General features: G+C 37.7%; 25 protein-coding genes. 19 read left to right on the top strand and 6 right to left on the bottom strand.

The annotated features are described in order from the left end of the window. The first annotated feature begins 39 nt into the window (after positions 1–39). Complete coding sequence (locus ACIP9C_RS19305) at positions 40–399, top strand: YybH family protein (protein ID WP_401013285.1); 360 nt, start codon at positions 40–42, stop codon at positions 397–399. Between the two features lie 25 nt (positions 400–424). Here ACIP9C_RS19305 and ACIP9C_RS19300 read toward each other — a convergent pair whose 3' ends face one another. Next, on the bottom strand, positions 425–880 hold the full coding sequence (locus tag ACIP9C_RS19300; RefSeq protein ID WP_401013283.1) for a GNAT family N-acetyltransferase: 456 nt from the start codon (positions 878–880) through the stop codon (positions 425–427). Between the two features lie 290 nt (positions 881–1170). Between ACIP9C_RS19300 and ACIP9C_RS19295 the strand changes: the two genes are divergently transcribed. The 12 genes from ACIP9C_RS19295 (at position 1171) to ACIP9C_RS19240 (ending at position 10274) form a co-directional block, all read left to right on the top strand. Beyond that, positions 1171–1410: a GNAT family N-acetyltransferase gene (locus ACIP9C_RS19295; protein WP_401013280.1), complete on the top strand. Its 240-nt coding sequence runs from the start codon at positions 1171–1173 to the stop codon at positions 1408–1410. Positions 1411–1434: 24 nt separating this feature from the next. Next, positions 1435–2007, top strand: a complete 573-nt coding sequence (locus ACIP9C_RS19290; RefSeq protein WP_401013277.1) for a nucleotidyltransferase family protein — start codon at positions 1435–1437, stop codon at positions 2005–2007. 18 nt (positions 2008–2025) lie between these two features. Beyond that, on the top strand, positions 2026–2502 hold the full coding sequence (locus ACIP9C_RS19285) for a DinB family protein (protein WP_401013275.1): 477 nt from the start codon (positions 2026–2028) through the stop codon (positions 2500–2502). Further along, positions 2493–3320, top strand: coding sequence for an AraC family transcriptional regulator (locus tag ACIP9C_RS19280; protein WP_401013273.1), 828 nt, complete (start codon positions 2493–2495; stop codon positions 3318–3320). The genes ACIP9C_RS19285 and ACIP9C_RS19280 overlap by 10 nt, the downstream gene beginning before the upstream one ends. Before the next feature lie 370 nt (positions 3321–3690). Then, positions 3691–4671 (top strand): ABC transporter substrate-binding protein, encoded by a 981-nt coding sequence (locus ACIP9C_RS19275; RefSeq protein ID WP_401013270.1) that lies wholly within the window; start codon positions 3691–3693, stop codon positions 4669–4671. A gap of 90 nt (positions 4672–4761) precedes the next feature. Then, positions 4762–5769, top strand: a complete 1008-nt coding sequence (locus ACIP9C_RS19270; RefSeq protein WP_401013267.1) for a FecCD family ABC transporter permease — start codon at positions 4762–4764, stop codon at positions 5767–5769. After that, positions 5762–6793, top strand: coding sequence for a FecCD family ABC transporter permease (locus ACIP9C_RS19265; protein WP_401013264.1), 1032 nt, complete (start codon positions 5762–5764; stop codon positions 6791–6793). Before ACIP9C_RS19270 ends, ACIP9C_RS19265 begins: the two co-directional genes overlap by 8 nt. A gap of 29 nt (positions 6794–6822) precedes the next feature. After that, positions 6823–7605: an ABC transporter ATP-binding protein gene (locus ACIP9C_RS19260; RefSeq protein WP_401013454.1), complete on the top strand. Its 783-nt coding sequence runs from the start codon at positions 6823–6825 to the stop codon at positions 7603–7605. A 14-nt stretch (positions 7606–7619) separates the two neighbouring features. Further along, entirely contained in the window at positions 7620–8381 is a 762-nt protein-coding gene (locus tag ACIP9C_RS19255; RefSeq protein WP_401013451.1) for an alpha/beta hydrolase, read from the top strand. Between the two features lie 90 nt (positions 8382–8471). Then, the gene (locus ACIP9C_RS19250; RefSeq protein WP_401013262.1) at positions 8472–8939 is read left to right on the top strand and encodes a GNAT family N-acetyltransferase; all 468 of its coding nucleotides are present in this window, start codon (positions 8472–8474) and stop codon (positions 8937–8939) included. A 5-nt stretch (positions 8940–8944) separates the two neighbouring features. Then, on the top strand, positions 8945–9586 hold the full coding sequence (locus tag ACIP9C_RS19245; protein WP_401013259.1) for a hypothetical protein: 642 nt from the start codon (positions 8945–8947) through the stop codon (positions 9584–9586). A gap of 175 nt (positions 9587–9761) precedes the next feature. Continuing rightward, positions 9762–10274: a YfiT family bacillithiol transferase gene (locus ACIP9C_RS19240; RefSeq protein WP_401013256.1), complete on the top strand. Its 513-nt coding sequence runs from the start codon at positions 9762–9764 to the stop codon at positions 10272–10274. Positions 10275–10386: 112 nt separating this feature from the next. On the opposite strand, the gene ACIP9C_RS19235 is transcribed toward ACIP9C_RS19240, so the two are convergent. Beyond that, positions 10387–11022 carry an exosporium glycoprotein BclB-related protein gene (locus tag ACIP9C_RS19235; RefSeq protein WP_401013253.1) on the bottom strand — a complete coding sequence of 212 codons (636 nt, stop codon included), beginning with the start codon at positions 11020–11022 and terminating at the stop codon, positions 10387–10389. Positions 11023–11355: 333 nt separating this feature from the next. Beyond that, positions 11356–12609, bottom strand: coding sequence for a hypothetical protein (locus ACIP9C_RS19230; protein ID WP_401013250.1), 1254 nt, complete (start codon positions 12607–12609; stop codon positions 11356–11358). Between the two features lie 226 nt (positions 12610–12835). On the opposite strand from ACIP9C_RS19230, the gene ACIP9C_RS19225 reads away from it, so the two are divergent. From ACIP9C_RS19225 to ACIP9C_RS19210, 4 genes are all read left to right on the top strand, one after another. After that, positions 12836–13474: a BMQ_0737 family morphogenetic spore coat protein gene (locus ACIP9C_RS19225; protein WP_401013247.1), complete on the top strand. Its 639-nt coding sequence runs from the start codon at positions 12836–12838 to the stop codon at positions 13472–13474. A gap of 99 nt (positions 13475–13573) precedes the next feature. Then, positions 13574–14149, top strand: coding sequence for a hypothetical protein (locus ACIP9C_RS19220; protein ID WP_401013245.1), 576 nt, complete (start codon positions 13574–13576; stop codon positions 14147–14149). Beyond that, positions 14142–14438 (top strand): hypothetical protein, encoded by a 297-nt coding sequence (locus ACIP9C_RS19215; protein WP_401013242.1) that lies wholly within the window; start codon positions 14142–14144, stop codon positions 14436–14438. The genes ACIP9C_RS19220 and ACIP9C_RS19215 overlap by 8 nt, the downstream gene beginning before the upstream one ends. A 19-nt stretch (positions 14439–14457) precedes the next feature. Next, positions 14458–15264, top strand: coding sequence for a coiled-coil domain-containing protein (locus ACIP9C_RS19210; RefSeq protein ID WP_401013239.1), 807 nt, complete (start codon positions 14458–14460; stop codon positions 15262–15264). Between the two features lie 309 nt (positions 15265–15573). Here ACIP9C_RS19210 and rpmG read toward each other — a convergent pair whose 3' ends face one another. Continuing rightward, positions 15574–15723 (bottom strand): 50S ribosomal protein L33, encoded by a 150-nt coding sequence (gene rpmG, locus ACIP9C_RS19205; RefSeq protein ID WP_193833306.1) that lies wholly within the window; start codon positions 15721–15723, stop codon positions 15574–15576. 168 nt (positions 15724–15891) lie between these two features. On the opposite strand from rpmG, the gene ACIP9C_RS19200 reads away from it, so the two are divergent. After that, positions 15892–17088, top strand: a complete 1197-nt coding sequence (locus ACIP9C_RS19200) for a GTP-binding protein (protein WP_401013235.1) — start codon at positions 15892–15894, stop codon at positions 17086–17088. A 106-nt stretch (positions 17089–17194) separates the two neighbouring features. On the opposite strand, the gene ACIP9C_RS19195 is transcribed toward ACIP9C_RS19200, so the two are convergent. Both ACIP9C_RS19195 and ACIP9C_RS19190 read right to left on the bottom strand, forming a co-directional pair. Then, the gene (locus tag ACIP9C_RS19195) at positions 17195–17737 is read right to left on the bottom strand and encodes an isoprenylcysteine carboxyl methyltransferase family protein (RefSeq protein ID WP_401013232.1); all 543 of its coding nucleotides are present in this window, start codon (positions 17735–17737) and stop codon (positions 17195–17197) included. 1 nt (position 17738) lies between these two features. Continuing rightward, positions 17739–18821, bottom strand: coding sequence for a type III polyketide synthase (locus ACIP9C_RS19190; protein WP_401013229.1), 1083 nt, complete (start codon positions 18819–18821; stop codon positions 17739–17741). A gap of 380 nt (positions 18822–19201) precedes the next feature. Between ACIP9C_RS19190 and rsgA the strand changes: the two genes are divergently transcribed. Further along, on the top strand, positions 19202–20272 hold the full coding sequence (gene rsgA, locus ACIP9C_RS19185) for a ribosome small subunit-dependent GTPase A (protein WP_401013226.1): 1071 nt from the start codon (positions 19202–19204) through the stop codon (positions 20270–20272). The last annotated feature ends 16 nt before the right edge of the window (positions 20273–20288 follow it).

Genomic DNA, 20288 nt, shown 5'->3' with positions numbered 1-20288 from the left:
ACACTGTTCTAATATTAGATGAAAAGAGGAGAAATGGAAATGGATTATCAACAAGCTTTAACACGTTACATTGAAGCAACAAATACTCATGATTTTAACAACGTCAAAGCGCTATTACACCCACAAGCAGTTTATTGGTTTACTGATCAAACATGCACAACGCTGGAAGAAATAGGAGCTTATTTCAATCATGCATGGCATGTCATAAAAGATGAAGTTTATCGTGCGACAAATGTTCAGTGGCTTACTGCGGATGCAACTACCGCTACATGTATTTATACATACCATTACGAAGGATATCATAATGGCACATTTGTAACAGGGAGTGGGAGAGCGACAAATGTTTTTACTGTAGTAAATAATGAATGGAAGCTTATTCACGAACATTTAAGTAGCTAACGCAGTTGGCATAGGCGCACCCTTATTATTCTATCCTTGCCGCATAAATGCGTGAACTTGCCCCCCAAGGATGGTAGCCAGTACCGATATATGAAAAGCCATAGCGTTCATATAAGCCAATATGATCTGTACAAAGATAAAGATGTGGAAATCCGTGTCGCTGGGCATCCTTTTTAGCTTGCTCTAATAGCAATGCTCCGTATGCATGCCCGCGATGGCTTTCTTCAATATACACCGCACATACCCAAGGATATAAATCCATACGACTAATAAAATCATTAGTTATTAAACCTGCACAGCCAATAATTTCATCATTGTCCATTAATAAATACCACTGCGGAAGTGGTGCCTGCGCGTTGATGCAATGTGAAATGCAATCCTCATAGAGCATCATACTTTCCTTACTTGCCCATTTGCTTTGTATATAGCGGGTCGCCAATTCAGCATAGCTAGGCTCCTCACGTATAGAAATAATTTTCATCCTTACACCCCTTTGAAAAATAAATGCATACAGTTATTATTGTAATAAATGGAAATGGAAATAAGCAATAATAAACCTATAGGAGGGGCAACAATGGTGCAAATTAGACTACTGATATAGATGATATTAAAGCTTTAACGGTGTTAATGGTGCAGCTTGGGTTTCAACGACAGAGGAGAAAATGTTGTTAAGATTTTAAGCTTTAGCAGCAAATCCAAGTTATCATACATTAGTTGCTGAAACGGATGGCCACGTAGTTGGGATGGTAGGATTGTGCCATAGCATATTTTATGAGCATGATGGATGGATGCTATGTACGGATTCAAGCCTTTGTTGTAGATCATAATTATCGTAGAAAGGGCATTGGACATAAGCTGCTCGAAGCGATAGAATACTGGGCAGTGGAACAGGGTGCTTCTGAACTTGTGATGAATAGCGATAAACGTGAAGAACGAATTGCTGCGCACCAGTTCTACAAACAGCAAGGCTTTGAAGGAAAAAGTAACGGTTTTAGTAAGCAATTAAAATAGGGATATATCAAGGGGTTTGATTGAATGGAGCGGTTACTTACAGAAAGAGATTTAATAACTTTAATTAAGTCAGATCCGTGGATGATGGAAATATTACGCTGTGTAGAGCAACTCCAATTATCGGACAGTTGGGTATGTGCTGGATTTATTCGTTCAAAGGTGTGGGATTATTTGCATGATTATCAAGAGAGAACGCCATTAGGTGATATTGATGTCATTTATTTCGATAATCAGCATATTTCAGAACAACTAGAGAAGCAATATGAGCAGCGATTATTAGAGCTCTTACCTAAAGAACCATGGTCTGTGAAAAACCAAGCTAGAATGCATGTCGTAAACGATTGTAATCCGTATCAATCCTCTGTTGATGGAATTGCACACTTTCCTGAAATACCTACAGCGATTGGCGTAAGGCTTACACAAGGTGCACTGGAAATTGCAGCGCCTTATGGCATACAACAATTGCTGTCGGGTATTGTGGCGCCTACACCTTATTTTGATGAAAATACACAATTGCATGACATTTATCAAAAGAGGATACATAACAAACGATGGCAAAATATCTGGCCAAAACTCGTATTTGTAACATCAGTATAGCTAAAGGAGCTGACAGAATTGCATCCAGAAAAAAAGCAAATACTTAAGCATTATGAAAAATCTATACTGTGGCTAGAGCAACTTTCGCATGTTGCGGACAAGCAGTGGCGTTCACCAATACAACAGGGGAAGTGGACAGTTGCTGAAGTGATTGGGCATTTAATTCCGTGGGATGAATTTGTATTGCATGAGCGCATTCCATTTCTATTTTCAAAAGAGCAGTTACCTAAGGGGCCCAATGTGGAACAGATGAATGCTGAAGCAGCGAGTAGTAGTCGTTTACAAAGCATGGAGCAAACATTGCAAGCGTTACTTATTATTAGGCGTTTACTGTTAGATGCCCTTGCTCGTTTACCAGATGAATTGTGGCAGCAGAGCTTTAAAATCGGGCACTCTGAGCTTACACTTTACAGTTATTTTTCTGGCTTAGTAGAACATGATTTGCATCATTTTTCACAAGTCCAAAATGTTATAGGTGAGATAGAATGGAGATAAACATAAATCAAATCATTGATTATTATGCACAGGCAACGGTGAATTTTGTTGATATTTTTACGAATAAAATGGAGCCAGATCGAAAGGATATCGGGCGTACAACAGCGCCAGGGAAATGTGGTTTAGTCTTTCCACTGGCAGGCAGTGCGTGTTTTAGCTTTAATGGTACTCCCTATATCATGGAGCCAGGAATGGTTGTTCATGCGGGGCCACAAATGCCAATAGAGATACATACGATCGGTGATAAAGTGTGGGAGTATGCGGTAGTCCATTATCATATACCTGCAGAAGAGGCGGCTATTAATTCATTAGCAACACAACATTTCTTAATCAATACAGGAGAAAACTCAAAAATTATTAATCTCGTACAACAGCTAATAGAAAGTTATGCAATGCCAGGTAGTATGGCAACATTTAAATCAAAGTCGATATTTATGAATTTAGTGGAAACAATTTTAATTTCGGCAAAAATGAAGGTTCTTGATACAGCAAATGAAATGATGGAGCAGGTTATACAATACATTCACGAGCATTATTCGAAACCACTATCAGTGTCTAAAATTGCACAGGAATTCGGTATGGAGCGTCGGAGATTTGCCTATCTTTTTGAACAGCATACAGGTATGAATCCTAGTAGCTATTTAACAGAATATCGCATGCGACGGGCAAAGGACTTGCTACGATATTGCGATTCTACAGTAACTGAAATTGCAGAATGTGTAGGCTATGTTGATAGCTTTTACTTTAGCAGGGTATTTAAAAAAAGCACCGGAATGTCTCCAACAGCCTATCGAAAAATAATGATGGAAGAAGCTTGATGTATTTATAGGTAACGAGAGAAATCGCCGATAAAAACTCGTAAATCGCCAGTAAGCCGTGAGAAATCGCCGATAAACCTGAGGAAAGCATCCTCTATAGCTGACGACACTGGTTTAGCCAAAAAGTGTTAGATTGATTGCGGTCAATCTAACACTTTTTCTCTTATGAATCAGCTTCTTTTTTTATAATAATTTCGGCAAAAGTCCATATAGAAAATAAAATTGTCCATTCACAACTATTTTTCTCTTTGGTAGGATAGTATTCGTAAATGATAATGACTATCAATTAAATAGCTAATTACTATTGACTTATAAATGAAAATGATTATCATTATCATAAGTAGATAAAAATAATGAGGAGAGATTCATTGTGAATAAATATATCAAAATGTGTGCACCCGCACTTTTAGCACTATCCCTTGCGGCGTGTGGTACTGATAAAGAGGAGTCCACACCTGTCAAAAATGAAGCAGCAGAAACAAGTACAACTGAAACACAAACAGACCAAGCAAAAACACAGAGTATTACATATTTAGGTGAAACGTATGAACTACCTGCAAAGGTGGAAAACATTGTAGCTGCAAGCTTAGAATCAATGGAAGATGCTGCAATGCTTGGTATCAAGCCAATTGGTGTACTTGATATTGGTGGCAAAATTCCATCATATCTTTCAAAAGATTTAGAAGGTGCAACGCTTGTCGGAAATAAAATGGAGCCGAATGCGGAGGCAATTTTAGCACTTGATCCAGATGTTATTATCGGTACTTCGAAATTCCCTGAAGAAACTGCTGAAAAATTAAATAAAATTCAAACAATGATTCCTTATTCACATATTTCAACAAATTGGAAAGAAAACTTAACACTTCTTGCGCAGCTTACTGGTAAAGAAGATGATGCTAAAAAAATTATTGCCGACTATGAAGCCAAAGTAGCGGATGCTCAGGTTAAATCAAAAGAGCAACTAGCGGACAAGGAAGTATTAATTATTCGCCTACGTGGCGGTGTTATGTATATCTATCCTGCAGGCGTTTACTTAAATCCAGTTCTTTATGAAGATCTAGGTGCACCAGTACCTGAAATTTTAACAACGACAAAAGCGCAAGCAGAACTTTCACTTGAAACGTTAGCACAGGTCGACCCAGATGCGATTTTCTTACAGTTTGAGGAATCTGAAAATACAGATGCCCCGAAAGCATTAGAAGATCTACAAAAGAACCCGATTTTTGCAAGCTTGAAAGCAGCTAAAAATGAACAGATTTTCGTCAATGCAATTGATCCACTCGCTCAAGGTGGTACTGCTTGGTCTAAGGTGAAATTCCTAGATGTTGCAGCGGAAAAATTACTTAAATAGAAGCAGTAGGCTGGTAGTAGATTTGGTGCAAGCACCGGGCTATTACCAGCCTTTTATAAGATAAAGATTAAATAGAAAAAGGTGTGGCAGTTGAAAAAAACAAACATAGTATCATTTTCTATATTAGTAGCTTCACCTATCTTAATTGCGATTGTAGCTTTAATTTCTGTCATGTACGGAACAAAGGATATTAGTTCCTTAACTGTATGGCAAGCACTTACGGCATTTGACGCTGGGAATATTGATCATCAAATTGTAAGGACTAGTCGGATTCCTAGAATTTGCGCCGTATTACTAGTAGGTGCGTTTTTGGCAGTAGCTGGTGCGGTTATGCAAGGTATTACTCGAAATTATTTAGCTTCTCCGTCATTGATGGGCGTTAATGATGGTTCAGCATTTGTTATTACATTAGCAATTGTATTTTTCCCAGGGCTTCCAAATTATCAAATGATATTGCTATCTATGCTTGGCTCTGCATTGGGTGCTGGCATCGTTTTCGGTTTTGGCTCTCTAATCCGAAATGGGCTATCCCCAGTTCGATTAGCCATTATTGGAACAGTAATAGGGACATTTTTGAGTAGTATAGCGACCGCAATAGCAATGTATTTCCAAGTGTCGCAAACGGTTAGCGCTTGGTATAACACTAAGGTACATACGGTAGACAATGATATGCTCCTACTTTCAATACCTTTTGGATTAATTGGCCTTATTCTTGCATTATTATCGGCAAGAGCTATTACAATCACTGCATTAGGCGATGATATTGCCTTAGGTCTTGGACAAAAAACAAAAGCAGTAAAAATTGTTAGTATGCTTGCAGTTGTATGTTTAACAGGTACGGCGGTTGCACTTGTCGGAAAAATAGCTTTTGTCGGGCTAGTTATTCCACATATTACGCGTTTCCTTGTCGGTGTGGATTATCGTTTTATTATTCCATGTGCAGCGGTAATAGGAGCATTTTTCTTAGCACTTTGTGATGTGCTCAGTCGTTATGTAAATTATCCATACGAAACGCCAATTGGTGTATTAACAGCGCTAGTTGGAGTACCGTTCTTCTTATACTTAGTTCGTAAGCACGGAGGTGAAAAGCATGCATAAAAAAACTTCCCGTGTAGTCATGACGACTGTTGCTATACTTCTATTATTTATTTTAGGGGCAAGCTACCTCCATATTACGAATGGCGTTTTTGATATGTCAGTATTAGATGTACTAAAAACACTCTTGCGTATTGAACCAAACCCAAAATATGATCTTGTCATTTTTGAATTTCGTTTACCTCGAATTGTAATAGCAGCTCTTGTTGGTGTGGGGCTAGGCATGGCAGGGGTTGTACTACAGGGCATTACACGAAATGGCTTAGCAGACCCAGGGATTTTAGGTATTAATGCTGGAGCAGGTGCAGCAGTAGTCATTTTTATGTTTTTCTTTCAATTCCGTGTAGTGACGGCTGATGTCAGTAGCTGGTTATCTATTTTAATCATGCCGATTTTCGGTTTTGTAGGCGGTACGATGGCCGCAGCTTTAATTTTTTCGTTTGCCATGAAAAATGGCCACCTAGATATGCAGCGACTAATCTTAACAGGGATTGCTATTAATAGTGGATTTAGTGCATTATCGCTGTTTCTATCGTTGAAAATGAATGCGCAAGATTATGAATCGGCAGCAGTTTGGATGGCTGGTTCTATTTACAATGCCAATTGGATTTTTGTTGTGTCGATGTTGCCATGGCTCCTATTACTAGGTTTTTATGTGTATCGTAAATCGTATTTACTTGATTATTTTCAGCTGGAAGAAGACAGTATTACAAGCTTAGGCATAGCGCTAGAAAAAGAGAAAATTAAATTATTATTGGCGAGTGTAGGCTTAGTGAGCGCCTGTGTATCAGTCTCCGGTAGTATTGGTTTTATTGGATTAATGGCGCCACATATTGCTAAACAGCTTGTCGGTATTCAACATCGTTATGTAATGCCGGTGAGTGCCCTAATAGGTGCATGCCTGCTTGTATTCGCTGACTTTATCGGTAAAACTGTCTTTGCACCTTCAGAGCTAGCAGTTGGTATTGTTGTTTCAATTATTGGTATTCCGTACTTCTTGTATTTACTAGTGAAGTCAAAAGCATAGGAGGAAGTAGTGTGCAAACTGCATTTAGAATGGAAAATTTGTCCTCGGGTTATGAGCATGTTCGTGTATTTGAAGGATTGAATTTAACGATAGAAGAGGGAAAAGTGACAACTATTATAGGTCCCAATGGTTGTGGAAAATCGACTTTATTAAAGACAATAGGACGTATTTTAAAGAAACAACAGGGAACGGTTTATTTACAGGAACAAAATATGCAGAATTTGTCGACGAAAGAAATTGCGAAAAAGTTAGCAATCTTATCACAGACGCCCATTGCACCAGGACAGTTAAAGGTAGAGGAGCTGATTGCATACGGTCGTTATCCACATCGTAATAATGTCAATCGCTTAACGAAGAAGGATGAAGAAATGATTGAATGGGCCTTAACGGTCACAAATACATTGGAGTATCGCAACCGAGAGCTTGCACAGCTTTCTGGAGGTCAACGTCAGCGTGTTTGGCTAGCAATGGCATTAGCACAAGAAACGAGCATTTTGTTGTTAGACGAGCCAACGACTTATTTAGATATGGCGCATCAGTTAGAGGTTTTAGATATCGTAAAAAATTTAAATGAACAACATGGCTGTACGATTGTCATGGTTTTGCATGATATTAACCATGCAGCAAGATATTCAGATCATTTAATTGCAATGCGTCAAGGTGTTGTGATGGAAACGGGAACACCACGGGAAATATTATGTGCGGACGTCATGCGTAAAGTGTTTAATATTACGGCAAGAATTATGGAAGATCCAGCAACAAATACCCCGGTATGTTATGGCTATGATGTTTTAAAGGAGGAAGATAAATGACTGTAGAACAAGCAATTAACGTAACAGATTTTATATCTTATGAAATGACTTCGAAGTTTACTGATTATACGTATACGATAAATATTTATGTACCTCAAGGGGAAATACCTCAAGGTGGCTTTCCTGTTTTATATGTATTAGATGGATCGTCATACTTCAATTTAGTGAAGGAAGCAATTCGCCTGCAAAGTCGAAATGCGCCCAAAACAGGCATAGTACCTGCCATTGTCGTCGGTGTAGGACATAGGGCTGATATGCATGAACGACGTTTTTATGATTTTACAGCACCAGCCGAAACGTATAGCTATCCTGCAAGATTTAAAGGAAATGGATATGATAAGCATGGAGGTGCGGTGAGCTTTAGTCGCTTTTTACAAGAGGAATTAAAGCCACAAATTCAGCAACAATTCCATGTAAATGAACAGCATCAAACTTTATTTGGCCATTCTTTAGCAGGCTATTTTGTGTTGTGGCAATTATTTAATGAAAAACATAGTTTCCAACGTTATATAGCCATTAGCCCTTCTATCTGGTGGAATGAACATGAATTGTTACAGAAGGCAAGCGTATTTATGGAAGAGTACAAGCAAGTGAACGAACAATTATTTATCGGTGTAGGGGAACTTGAAACCTTTATGGTAGATGACGGAAGAAAAATGGCTAATGAGCTAATGCAAGTAATGGGTATTGAATTTTATGAAGCGTTGCACGAAAATCATGCGTCTGTCGTACCCACTGTAATGAGTAGAGCAATACGTTTTGTGAATAAATATTAATTCAGTAACCGCATTATCCTTGATAATGCGGTTTACTTATGGATATAAATACAATATTATGTATTTATAATCGTAAAGGATGTGACTTAGATGGGAATTATTTTGGCAAATAGTAAGGATGCGCAAGTAGTGCATAAATTAATGCTTCAGGCTTTTAAAGAATATGAACATGCAACGCCACCATCCAGTGCATTAAGTGAAACAGTTGAATCAATTGAACAGGCACTAAATAATGGCCAGCAAGCGTTTATTAGTTATATGGAAGATCAACATGTAGCAATGGTTCGATTTACGTTGAGTAATCAAGGCATTTATTTCTTTCGATTATCTGTAATTCCTGAAAAGCAGGGGCAAGGTTTGGCAAAGGCATTAATAGTTGAACTTGAAAATTATGCACGTGCACAAGGGAAAAGGATTAGTGAATGTAAAGTTCGTATGAATGTACCACGTAATATTGAGTTATACCGCTCGTTAGGATATGTTATCACTAAAGAAACGATAGGAGAAAATCGTAATGGCTTTTCTCTTCCGATTGTAACAATGGAAAAGAAACTTTAGGGGGAGTGCATTTGAAGAAAAGAATAGGCTGTTTGCACGCACATTATTCAAATATAGACTACATAGAGCAGGCATTTAATAGTTTTTATGAAATAGAGCTTGAGCATTTTGTTGATCCAGGACTTATTCAGCATGTGGCAAAGGGTACTGGCGGGTTGTCATTAAAGGTGAAGGAGCAAGTGGAATGGATAGCAAGCTGTAATGTCGATGCAATTTTAATTACATGTACAAATTATATTGCGTTGTTAAAGGAAGAAGAATTGTCATTATCCTTACCAATTATTAGAATAGATGAACCTTTTTTTCAATCACTTTGCGAAGTGACGCAACCACAAATAATACTTTTTACAAACCCTGCAACTGTGGAGGGAACGATGGAGCGACTCTACAAATATGCTACGCTCCATGATAAAGCGATAAACGTTCGGGCGAAGGTAATAGACAATACTTTTGAGCTTATTATGCAGGGGAAAAAGCAAGCGTACAACAATGCAATTATGCAATATTTCCAGGAAATAATGGGTGAAGGTCGGTTGATTTCTGTTGGCCAGCTTTCGATGGTCGAAGCGGCACAACAATTTGAAAAGGAGTTCGACATTGCGATTACACATCCATTGCAATCATTAGTTGGATTTGTTATGAAATAGGGCAATCGCCGGTAAAAGTGCCAGAATCGCCCGCAAAAGTCGAGTAATCACCGATAGAAATGCCAAAACGCCGATAAAACTCACACAATCGCCGATAGAATTTTATATTTAAATGAAATGAAACTTCTAAATTGGTAGTATAATGAAATTAGAAAGAGAAACGGGGGCGAGCTAAATGAACGATTTACGATATCCGATTGGACAATTTCAATTTCCAGAAGTAGTGACCGCACAGCAAGTACAGAAATGGATTGATGATATCCGTCTATTGCCAAGGCAATTAGCGGAGGCATTAAGTGGAGCAAGTGAACAATCATTAGCGAAATCCTACCGAGAGAATGGTTGGACTGTAACGCAACTGGTACATCACCTGGCGGATAGTCACATGAATAGTGTTATTCGCTTTAAATTAGCTTTAACCGAAGATACACCAACTATTAAGCCATACAATGAAGAGGATTGGGCAGTGCTTCCGGATTCTGATATGCCAGTTGCCACTTCCTATAAGTTACTTGAAAGTTTACATGAACGTTGGGTTTATTTGCTGACAAGTTTAAAGGATGAGCAATTACAACGGGCTTTTCAGCATCCAGACAACGGGCTAATGACGCTTGAAAAAGCACTTGCACTGTATGCATGGCATGGAAAGCATCATCTTGCTCATATACAGAATGCTCTTGCAAAATAAATAAAAAAGGTGACTTATCCTCACTTCTGAGGAAAGTCGCCTTTTTTTAATTTTGACTATTCAAATGTGTGTGGATTTTTTAGCCGAATAAACTGGGATGTTAAAAAATGATTTATTGAATTGTAATGCCAGCACTTGCTGTACCAGTAAGTACTTGAGCAACAGCTACACCAGCTGTAGTAATAGAGTACACCATTACTAGTTTGTCACCAGCAGTCACTGGAACTGGTGCAAAACTGCCTGAACCAAATGCTGTAGTACCTAGTGCTATTACGCCTGTAAATGGCGGAGCTAAATTAACAGTAGCAGTTGTAGCTGTATAAACCGTGCTTCCAGCAGGTGCACGATAGATTGTTGCAGTAACTGTAGTACTACCAATTAGAGTAACGGCAAGCGTAGTAGAGAATGATGCAGAAAGACCTGTAATATTACCTGCGCGTGGTACCGTAAATGCTTCCGTTACTACGCCAGATAAATCAAGTGTTTCTCCAAGGAGCGTAACACCAGGAACTGCAGTGCCGAAGCCGATAAGGGATGGTGTAGCGATTAAACCAGTTACTAAAGAAGTTAACACAACAGGGGTAATCCCTGAAGAGAACGGAATAATAGAACCTTCAGTAGTTGGTTGTAGTGGTGGAAGACATGCAGCATCAATCGCTAAAAATGGACCAAAATTTTGGCATTCCATATTACCAGATCTAGAGGAGCAACCACATCCACTATTAGACATAGAATTATTTAAGAACATATTTACACCTCCTTTCTTCATTATTCTATTCATAGAAGAATAAAGAAAAAGGGCTATTAACTACATACATAAAGCTATTTTTACAATACAAGAAAAAGAGAAAAATGCCTGTAAGTGATACAGATTAGTCTATTGTCTACTTTAAAAATTTTTAAAGCCACTATTACACGTTCATCATGTGTAAATGTTCTTAAAGGCACTTGAGAGCAGAATTCAAAGATTGGACGTAAAAAAGTCCAATATGTATTTTTGAATACCTATTGGACATTTATCTATAGGAATAATGATGATTGATTTTATACCGTTGAATTGTTTTTCCTCCGAGGTTTCAAGCTAATTCCGTCTGCGAAATAGATTGAAAAATAAAGAATTTTTTTCTTTCTTCACTTCTTCCTCCACTACTTCTTTTATATCTATATCTTCATTTTGGTTATTGAACTCCATTTGTGCAATGCTTTCTTCCCTTACTAGTTCTATGTTTTCATTCGATACACTTAAAGGAGAAGGATTAGTCTGAACAATTGAAGATGTATGAACTATAGAAGTAGAGGTTTGTGAGGTTTCTGTTATGTCCAATTCATTTGCGTTAGGAGCAAAGACTTCTGTTATCTCTAATTCATTTGCGTTAGGAGCAGATGCTTCTGTTATCTCTAATTCATTTGTGATAGGCGCAGAGGCTTCTATAATCACCAAATCATTTGCGTTAGGAGTAGATGCTTCTGTTATCTCTAATTCATTTGTAGTAGGAGCAGAAGCTTCTGTTATGTCGAAGTCATTTGTGATAGGAGCGGACACTTCTGTTATGTTCAAATCATTAGCAGTAGGAGCAATAGCTTCCGTTTTCTCCTCATTTGCTATAGGAGCTGTTAAACTATTTGCTTCTACAACGCTTACTGTGATTCCTTGCGTGTCGGCTGCATTTTTAAAATGAAAAGTTGATTCTGCTGTGGTGTTTCTATATAAACCGTTATAAATCTGACTTGGATGTGTATTAATGGATTGAAAATAGTGCTGGTTAAAATGGCGTTCTTCTTGTTTTTGTACAGGATTATCATTAGGAGTAAAAGGTATTCCATTGTTCATATTAAAAGCTTTACCAGCCAAATCTTGAAGGAATTTATAACTTGGTTCAGTAGTAGGTAATGGTGGTTGTACAGTAGTTTGCTCTATTTTTTCTAAAAGTTTTCTTGAGGGAAGGGCTATACTTTTTACTGAGCTTTCATCAACATTCGTTGGGGAATTGTCTTTTGGTATATTGTTTTCAACGGTTATTAATTTATTTAATACGGCTAAAATTTCTTGATTCATTTCCTCAATTGCTTGATTGAGGGATTCAATATGAATCGAAAGCTGCTTGACTTGCTCTTCATATTCTTTAATTTGCATACTGTGCTTGCCATCAATTGTTTCTGTGAGTCCTTCTAAATGTACAATTTGTTTTTTTAGATCCTCAAACTCATTTTTCATAAATAAGTAATCTTCGATTGAAGTACCCATCTTTAATGTTGTTAGTGTTTCTTTATAGCTATCGATTTTTTCTTTTAATTTTTCAATGTCTTGAGTGGAGTACAACTTTGAATCTTCCATTGCATTTCACCCCTTTCAGTCCATTAGTATTTTATTAAAAACCCCCACTTTCTGTTACAAATCATTTAATCCTAATCGAAAGGGGAGAGAAGTGTTCTTTAATAGTAAATAGCAATAACACTTGTTGAATAATTATCATGGTAAATTATTTGTTAGCCCATGCACTTAACGCTAAAAATCATATGCTACAAACGAAAGATAAAAAACTTATGGAGGTGTCAAAAGGATGCAAGATAATATGCCATCCCAGGCGCGCGAACTGATTTGTATAAACGTCGATAAAGTATATGACTGGATTGTAAAGGAAATGTCATTTGATATTTCTCCAACTGGTGCAATTACCTTCCCAGGCATAACACCGGCGACGGTTTTAACAGGTGCAACTGTCACATGTAGAGTAACTCCAGCTGCGACAAACCCAATCGTAATTTTAAATCGTGAGAACCGTCAATTCTCTATTGATGGAGCAACAGTTTGTCTACAGCACTTAAATATTCAGAAGAACTTCATTCTTACGATTGTTGTTACTTTACCAACTGGAGCTGTATTAACAAGTAGTGAAATTCCAGTATCACGTTGTGAACAAGTTACATTATGCGCACCTCAAGGAACAGATGTAGAAATTCTTTATACTGATTTAGATTGCTTCGTGTGTACAACAGGAACGCTTACTGCTGGTACTGGAACAATTACGTTTTCTGCGTTGACAATAACAGTAGCAGTTTGTCAAAGTATTCAGTCCACATTCCCAGTTACTGTGGAATTCTTAGCAAATTACTGCGAGCCAAGAGCAGATTTACCATTCTCATGCCCGTCAACGGTTCGTCCAAAGCAATGCTCTGTTATTTTCCCAACTATGGGTTAAGAGTGCTAACACATAAACATATGTCATACCTTAAAGAGAGGATTATCCTCTCTTTTTTTTATTTTTGTTACATATTATATAGGCAAGGGGGCACTTATTATGAGTATTCATAAAGATTCAATAGAAGAAAAAATAAAGAATCTTAAAGAGCAAACGACGTTTTATGTTCGTGAAATAAAAAAGCTAGTGGTGGAACAAAATTTTCAAAAAAATGTAAGTGTGATTAGTTATTTTACGACATCTCTTAATATTTCTTATGATTCAGAACAGGAGAGTCTATGTCTTGGTTCTTATCATATTCGCAATATAGGTAATCAGCCAATCACAAATCCTTATTTGTGCATAAAGCTACCTGAAGATTCCCCGTTTTCTTTCTCAGGTAGATATGTATATGAGCATTTTAGTCAAAATTTAAAAACTTCGGGTAGCTGGGAACGAATAAATGATAGCTCTAACAATACAGAATTTTGGCTTAAACCAATTGGCAAAACAACAATTGAGCCGAATGAGACGATTTCATTTACAAATTTCCAAATTAAATGGTCCCATAATTTATCCTATGCTGGTACAATATCGGGCTTTACATATTGTGATGAGCTACAAGACGGTGTCTTCGTGCTAAATCCTATTAATCTCAATGGAATTAACGTTGTACAGGAGGGTCAAGATGAGTGAGATAGAAGAACAAAAACTAGAGGCGGGTTTAGAACAAATCGTTCGTCATTTTATGAAGGATCAACTAAGTAATGTCACGGATTTTAGAAAGGAGGGAGATAATAGTTTTGCATTTCTTGAAAAAAGTACGTTGCATTTACTGCTTACCTATTTATTATCTGGCGACAAGAGAGCCTCAGAAGAGAATATAACTGGGCAGTTTGAATTGCGTCTCATACAAGAACTTGATGATTTAATAGCTGATAATAAAGTGCAATTTGAGGAAATAATAGATTATTTGAAAAGCTAACGTGATAGGAGGTACTAACGTGGATAATCAAAGCGTTAAAAATAACGATCCTATTCAGCTCCAGCAAATGATTATTTTTTTAAGATCGGAACTTGCTAAATATAAAAATGAAATAAATAGACTTAGAGATAGCGATTATTATTCACTCGTACTTAGACTAGAGCGGGAAAATGTTCAATTGACGAAACGAAATAAAGAGCTAGCGATGGATCGGATGAAATTAAAAAGAACGAATGAAAGGGAATTAAAGGCTTATCATGAGGATATACAGAGAAGGGAAAATCAACGAAAAAAACACATTTCCTCGATAGATACATTATTAAGAGAGATTGAGCATTTACGTTCTGAGAATAAAGAATTACGGCAAACAATAAAGGCTAACAATAATGAACTGCTCACTATTAAAAGAGATTATGGAGCGGAAGAAAAGCAGGCAATTGAAAGTCTCGAAATACAGCTAAGTACATTTACAAAAGCAGCAAATGAAAAAATGAATGCTATCATTGAAGCCATACAGAGAAATGACGAAAATAATGTGCATGACTATTTAGTTAAGGAGTTAGCAGAAAGAGACAATGAAATAAATAGATTGTCCTTTGAGTTAATGGATATTAAAAACAAAAACACAAGTGCTGTAGCCTTAAATGGAGAAAATACGTCTGTAAACCCGAAGGTGCTTTTAAATCTAGATGCTAAGATACAAAAAATAATAGCGCAATCCAATGATTTTGAGGAGCAACTAGAGAAGAAAGTTCGTATCCTTGATGATTTAGAGCACCAATTAACTCAGCTCGCTACAGAGATTAATGTGAATAGATCTATGTAAAAAAAACAGGTTGTTTATAAGGATGGTATAAAGAGAAAAAGTGTTAAATTGACTACAATCAATCTAGCGCTTTTTTTTGCTGTGACTGTTGCATCGCTACTGCGGGCGCTTTCCGCTCAGCACAACGTAAGTCGCAACACTCGAAAGTTTGCGGTTTGTTGCGTCTTACGTTCCTGAGCAGGTCTGCTCCCAACAACTAGTATTCACTTCTAAACTTTATTAATTGCAAAATACCGAAGCTTTCTTTTATCTTACATAGCGGAACTTTTAAAAGCTTTGTTAGGATTGTTTGGTTGACTAAAAACTTTTTTATTTTGTTTCTCGGTGTAACGTTACGCGCTTTAAACGAGGAGAATATTTTTTTAACTCCAGTCTTTCTGGATTATTTCGTTTGTTTTTTGTAGTGATGTAGTTTTTATCTCCAGTTTCTGTACAGGCTAATATAATTTGAACACGCATCCTATCAACTCCTTTTAAATAGTAATCATTACGCTTTATACAATATTATTTTTATATTCTATTGTCAATATGTCGCTACACAAAAAGTTAAGTATTGCATTTTCAACTTTTCTATGATTAAATTACAAACTGTAAATAGTAATCATTACGATTTGAGGAGGTTGGAATATGACGACAAAGAAAATTCCAGTGACAGTTTTAAGTGGTTATTTAGGTTCAGGTAAAACAACGATGATGAATCATGTTTTACAAAATGAGAACAATATGCGGGTGGCTGTTATTGTCAATGATATGAGTGAAATTAATATTGATGCAGAACTGATTGCGAGTGGAAGTGGTATTTCTCGAACGGAGGAAAAATTCGTAGAGCTTTCCAATGGCTGTATATGTTGTACGTTACGTGAGGATTTATTACAAGAGGTTAAACGCCTCGCGGAACTTGGAAATATTGATTATATTTTAATTGAGTCGACGGGGATTAGTGAACCTATTCCAGTTGCGCAAACGTTCAGTTATTTGGATGAGGAGCTTGGCATTGATTTAACAAAGTTTTGCCAACTCGATACGATGGTGACTGTAGTGGATGCTCATCGTTTTTGGCATGATTTTCAGTCAGGCGAAAGCTTGTTAGAGCGTAAGGAAGCAGTTGGTGATTTAGATGAACGAGATGTGGCTGACTTATTGATTGATCAGATTGAATTTTGTGATGTTTTAGTATTGAACAAGTGTGACCTCGTGACAGAAGATGAACTTGAACGATTAGAACGTATTTTGCGTGCATTACAACCTGAGGCAACGCTAATACGTACAATTAATGGTGTAATCGAGCCAAGTGAAATTTTAAATACAGGGCGTTTTGATTTTGAGAGAGTATCAGAATCTGCTGGCTGGTTAAAAGAGTTAGAACTCGGGCATGAAAATCATACGCCAGAGACAGAGGAGTATGGCATAACTTCATTCACTTACAAGCGTAAAATGCCCTTCCATCCGATGCGTTTTGTTGAGTGGTGTGATAATATGCCTCAATCTATTGTGCGTGCAAAGGGTATTATTTGGAGCGCAAAACATCAGGAAGTAGCGTTATTATTGTCACAGGCAGGTTCTTCTGCAAAAATTGAACCTGTTTCCTATTGGGTAGCGGCATTACCAACAGCGCAGCAAAAGGATGTTTTTTTACAAAGCCCAGAGGTTTTGGAGGATTGGGATGAGGAATTCGGTGATCGTATGACGCAACTAGTCATTATAGGCATCGATATAGACAAAGACGCAATAATAAAGGAGCTAGATGCATGCCTGTTGACGACTGATGAATATACAGAGCCATGGGGCAAGCTAGAGGATCCCTTTCATTGGGAGTGGAGTTAAAGTAGTGCCGCGATTGTGAGTTAAGCCACGCTAGCGAAATGTAGTCAATTTAAATTTATAATGAAAATCGATCTTATTTACGATTTACGTAAAAAAATCTACCACATTACTTTTGTGGTAGATCCTTTTTAAATACATGATTATAGTTTGTCGCATCACGTAATGCTTTTTCCTCAATGGGAATCCGTACTGAGAGCATTGTAATGTTTAAGAGCGTAAAGCAAAATGCTGTGAAATAAGCTTGAAACATAATTGGTAGTAGAAGAATCTCCAAGCTAACAACGGCATAATTTGGGTGGCGCATAAATGTATATGGGCCTTTCCGTACAACTTCTGCACCTGGCAAAATCAATATTTTCGTATTCCAAAATGGCCCTAGTGACTGGATACACCAAATACGCAAAGCTTGCACCAAAAGAAATAATAAGAAAAATAATGGGAATAAGGCCGATGGACCATTTTTATTGGAAACTACTTCAACTATTAAAAATAGAAAAAAGCTAACATGCATAGCAACCATATATGAATAATGGGAGGCACCGACTTCATAGGCTCCTTTTGCGAGCATCCATTTTTCATGACGTTTTGCTATTAAAACCTCTGTTATTCTTTGTAGAATAACAAGAATTAAAATAATGTAAAAAAGCATATTACTCCCTCCATTTAAGTAATACAGCCTCTGCACAGAAGCCTGGGCCGAGGGCGACAAGCAACCCAATATCATCTTTTTGCCCTTCGTTTAACATAAACTGCTCTAGTACATACAAAACAGTAGGAGAAGACATATTACCGTGTTGACGTAATATTTCCCGAGAAATGTCGGTTTTTTGTTCAGCAAGATATAACGTATCCTCATACGCTTTTAACACTTTTTTTCCCCCAGGATGCGCAATAAAATGATCAAGTTGCTCACTGTAAAGATGTTGTTCAACTAAGAATTGTTCAATGAAAGGACCAAGCCAATTTGTAATAATGGATGGAATACTTTTCTGGAAAACGACATGCAGACCATTGTTTTTTATATTCCAGCCCATTACATTTTCTGAATCGGGCATCCATTTAGAACCAGTTGAAACAATCGAGGGGATTGCTTTTTTTGTCGGTATTGCAACATCGTCCCCACAAACGAGTATGCATGCTGCGCCGTCAGCAAATAGGGAGGCGCCAATTAAATTACTTTTAGAAAGATCGTTTTGCTGAAAGGTTAGGCTACAAAGTTCGACACATACAACAAGTACCTTTTCTTGAGGATGCGCTTTGCAATAATCATAAGCACGACTAACTCCAGCAGCTCCCCCTGCACAACCTAACCCCCACAATGGTATACGCTTTAGTCTGTCAGAAAATGGTAGCTTATTCATAATACGAGCATCTATGCTTGGTGTAGATATGCCCGTACTACTCACGAAAATAATAGCATCAATATCTTTAGGGGAAATAGGTGCTTCTAAAAAAGATTCATTTTGTAAACAGGCTTGAATGACTTCAACGCTATATTGTGTTGCTAGCTCTATATACAGATTGTTACGTTCTTCGAAAGTATGCTCACTGCGGTGCCACTCAGCGGGTACACAGAAATGGCGAGTATCGATGCCACCATTATCAAATACTTTTAAATAACGCTCTAATTTTGGGATTTTTTCATAAAAGAGCTCCTTCGTTAACGCCTCTGCGTTCGCCTGTTGCAATGTGTAAGGTGGTTGATATGTGCTGATAGAAATAATTTTTGACAATTCAACATCTCCTTCGCAAATAGTGGTCTCGTACATTGTATGCAGATGGGAAGGGCGTACATGCTTCAATAAATTTATTTGACAATTTTGAACAATTTAGATATATTGGTAACATCTAATTTGGAAGTAGGTGATGTGACATGATGAATAGATCCGTTTTTAACGAACTGCAATTCGGTTTGTTCAATTTCACACGCCTAAAATATGCAATTTGACCTTGCCCGTAGAGTTAACGACTACTATGTGACAATGGCTATTTGTGTATTCCCTTAAATGTGCCTGTGAAACCTTGAAACTGCCGAATTGCAGTTGCAAGGTTTTTTTATGCTTGTTACGCACTTAGAGGCGTAATCGATAGACACATTTAGGAGGAATAACAATTGAAATTAACAACATTAGGGTTTTCAACATATTTTGAAGAGCAAGAAACTGCGTTTAAAAAGGAATCAAAGCTAGCGAACTGTGTTCCTGCACGAGTTACTTTGGAGCATAAGCATTCATACCGTGTGATAGCTGAAGAAGGAGAGTGGCTAGCTACAGTCGCTGGACATTTTGCATATACATCGGTAGCAAGAGAGGATTATCCAGCAGTTGGAGATTGGGTATTAGTCGAGAAGATGGCGGGGGAAGATAAGGCGATAATTCATAAATTATTTAACCGGAAGTCCGTTTTTTCTCGTAAGGTTGCAGGACAGGAAATAAAGGAACAAATTGTAGCATCGAATGTTGATATTGTGCTACTTGTAATGAGTTTAAATGCAGATTTTAATATTCGTCGTTTAGAACGCTATTTAGTGGCCGCTTGGGATTCAGGTGCGAAGCCAGTAATTGTACTGACAAAGGCTGATTTATGTGATGATATTACGAGCATGGTACGGGAGGTTGAGCTTGTAGCTTTTGGTGTGGATATTTTTGTAACTAGCGCACGATCAGGTGAAGGCATAGCAGCTATTCAGAGCCTCTTTACAGAAGGGGTGACAGGTGCACTGCTCGGCTCATCGGGAGCAGGGAAATCCACTTTAATGAATGCATTAAGTGGAGAAGAGCTTATGAAAGTTTCAGGTATTCGGGAGGATGATGCCAAAGGGCGCCATACGACAACACACCGAGAATTAATTGTATTGTCAAGTGGTGGCTGCTTAATCGATACCCCAGGAATGCGTGAGTTGCAATTATGGGATCAAAGTGAAAGTCTATCTTCTAGTTTCCGTGATATTGAAGAATTTGCAGCAGCATGTCGTTACAGAGATTGTACGCATCATATGGAGCCACACTGTGCGGTGCAACAAGCTATAACAGATGGAGCACTTGAACAATCACGGTTGCAAAGCTATTTTAAGTTGCAAAAGGAGCTGGCTTTTATTGAGCGAAAAACGAATATGCAAGCAAAGCTGAATGAGCAACGCAAATGGAAGCAAATTGCGAAAGGTATGAAGAAGGGCAAAAAATAGGTAAAACGCTTTTAAG

It is taken from the genome of Lysinibacillus sp. NPDC093210 (assembly GCF_044753985.1).
GTDB lineage: Bacteria > Bacillota > Bacilli > Bacillales_A > Planococcaceae > Lysinibacillus.
This window is presented reverse-complemented; position numbering and strand designations above follow the sequence as displayed.

Excerpts from the sequence above, each read along its gene's own strand:
- ACIP9C_RS19305 (WP_401013285.1), top strand. The coding sequence starts at position 40 with ATGGATTATCAACAAGCTTTAACACGTTACATTGAAGCAACAAATACT.
- ACIP9C_RS19300 (WP_401013283.1), bottom strand. The coding sequence starts at position 880 with ATGAAAATTATTTCTATACGTGAGGAGCCTAGCTATGCTGAATTGGCG.
- ACIP9C_RS19295 (WP_401013280.1), top strand. The coding sequence starts at position 1,171 with ATGAGCATGATGGATGGATGCTATGTACGGATTCAAGCCTTTGTTGTA.
- ACIP9C_RS19290 (WP_401013277.1), top strand. The coding sequence starts at position 1,435 with ATGGAGCGGTTACTTACAGAAAGAGATTTAATAACTTTAATTAAGTCA.
- ACIP9C_RS19280 (WP_401013273.1), top strand. The coding sequence starts at position 2,493 with ATGGAGATAAACATAAATCAAATCATTGATTATTATGCACAGGCAACG.
- ACIP9C_RS19265 (WP_401013264.1), top strand. The coding sequence starts at position 5,762 with ATGCATAAAAAAACTTCCCGTGTAGTCATGACGACTGTTGCTATACTT.
- ACIP9C_RS19260 (WP_401013454.1), top strand. The coding sequence starts at position 6,823 with ATGGAAAATTTGTCCTCGGGTTATGAGCATGTTCGTGTATTTGAAGGA.
- ACIP9C_RS19250 (WP_401013262.1), top strand. The coding sequence starts at position 8,472 with ATGGGAATTATTTTGGCAAATAGTAAGGATGCGCAAGTAGTGCATAAA.
- ACIP9C_RS19240 (WP_401013256.1), top strand. The coding sequence starts at position 9,762 with ATGAACGATTTACGATATCCGATTGGACAATTTCAATTTCCAGAAGTA.
- ACIP9C_RS19235 (WP_401013253.1), bottom strand. The coding sequence starts at position 11,022 with ATGTTCTTAAATAATTCTATGTCTAATAGTGGATGTGGTTGCTCCTCT.
- ACIP9C_RS19230 (WP_401013250.1), bottom strand. The coding sequence starts at position 12,609 with ATGGAAGATTCAAAGTTGTACTCCACTCAAGACATTGAAAAATTAAAA.
- ACIP9C_RS19225 (WP_401013247.1), top strand. The coding sequence starts at position 12,836 with ATGCAAGATAATATGCCATCCCAGGCGCGCGAACTGATTTGTATAAAC.
- ACIP9C_RS19220 (WP_401013245.1), top strand. The coding sequence starts at position 13,574 with ATGAGTATTCATAAAGATTCAATAGAAGAAAAAATAAAGAATCTTAAA.
- ACIP9C_RS19215 (WP_401013242.1), top strand. The coding sequence starts at position 14,142 with ATGAGTGAGATAGAAGAACAAAAACTAGAGGCGGGTTTAGAACAAATC.
- rpmG (WP_193833306.1), bottom strand. The coding sequence starts at position 15,723 with ATGCGTGTTCAAATTATATTAGCCTGTACAGAAACTGGAGATAAAAAC.
- ACIP9C_RS19200 (WP_401013235.1), top strand. The coding sequence starts at position 15,892 with ATGACGACAAAGAAAATTCCAGTGACAGTTTTAAGTGGTTATTTAGGT.
- ACIP9C_RS19195 (WP_401013232.1), bottom strand. The coding sequence starts at position 17,737 with ATGCTTTTTTACATTATTTTAATTCTTGTTATTCTACAAAGAATAACA.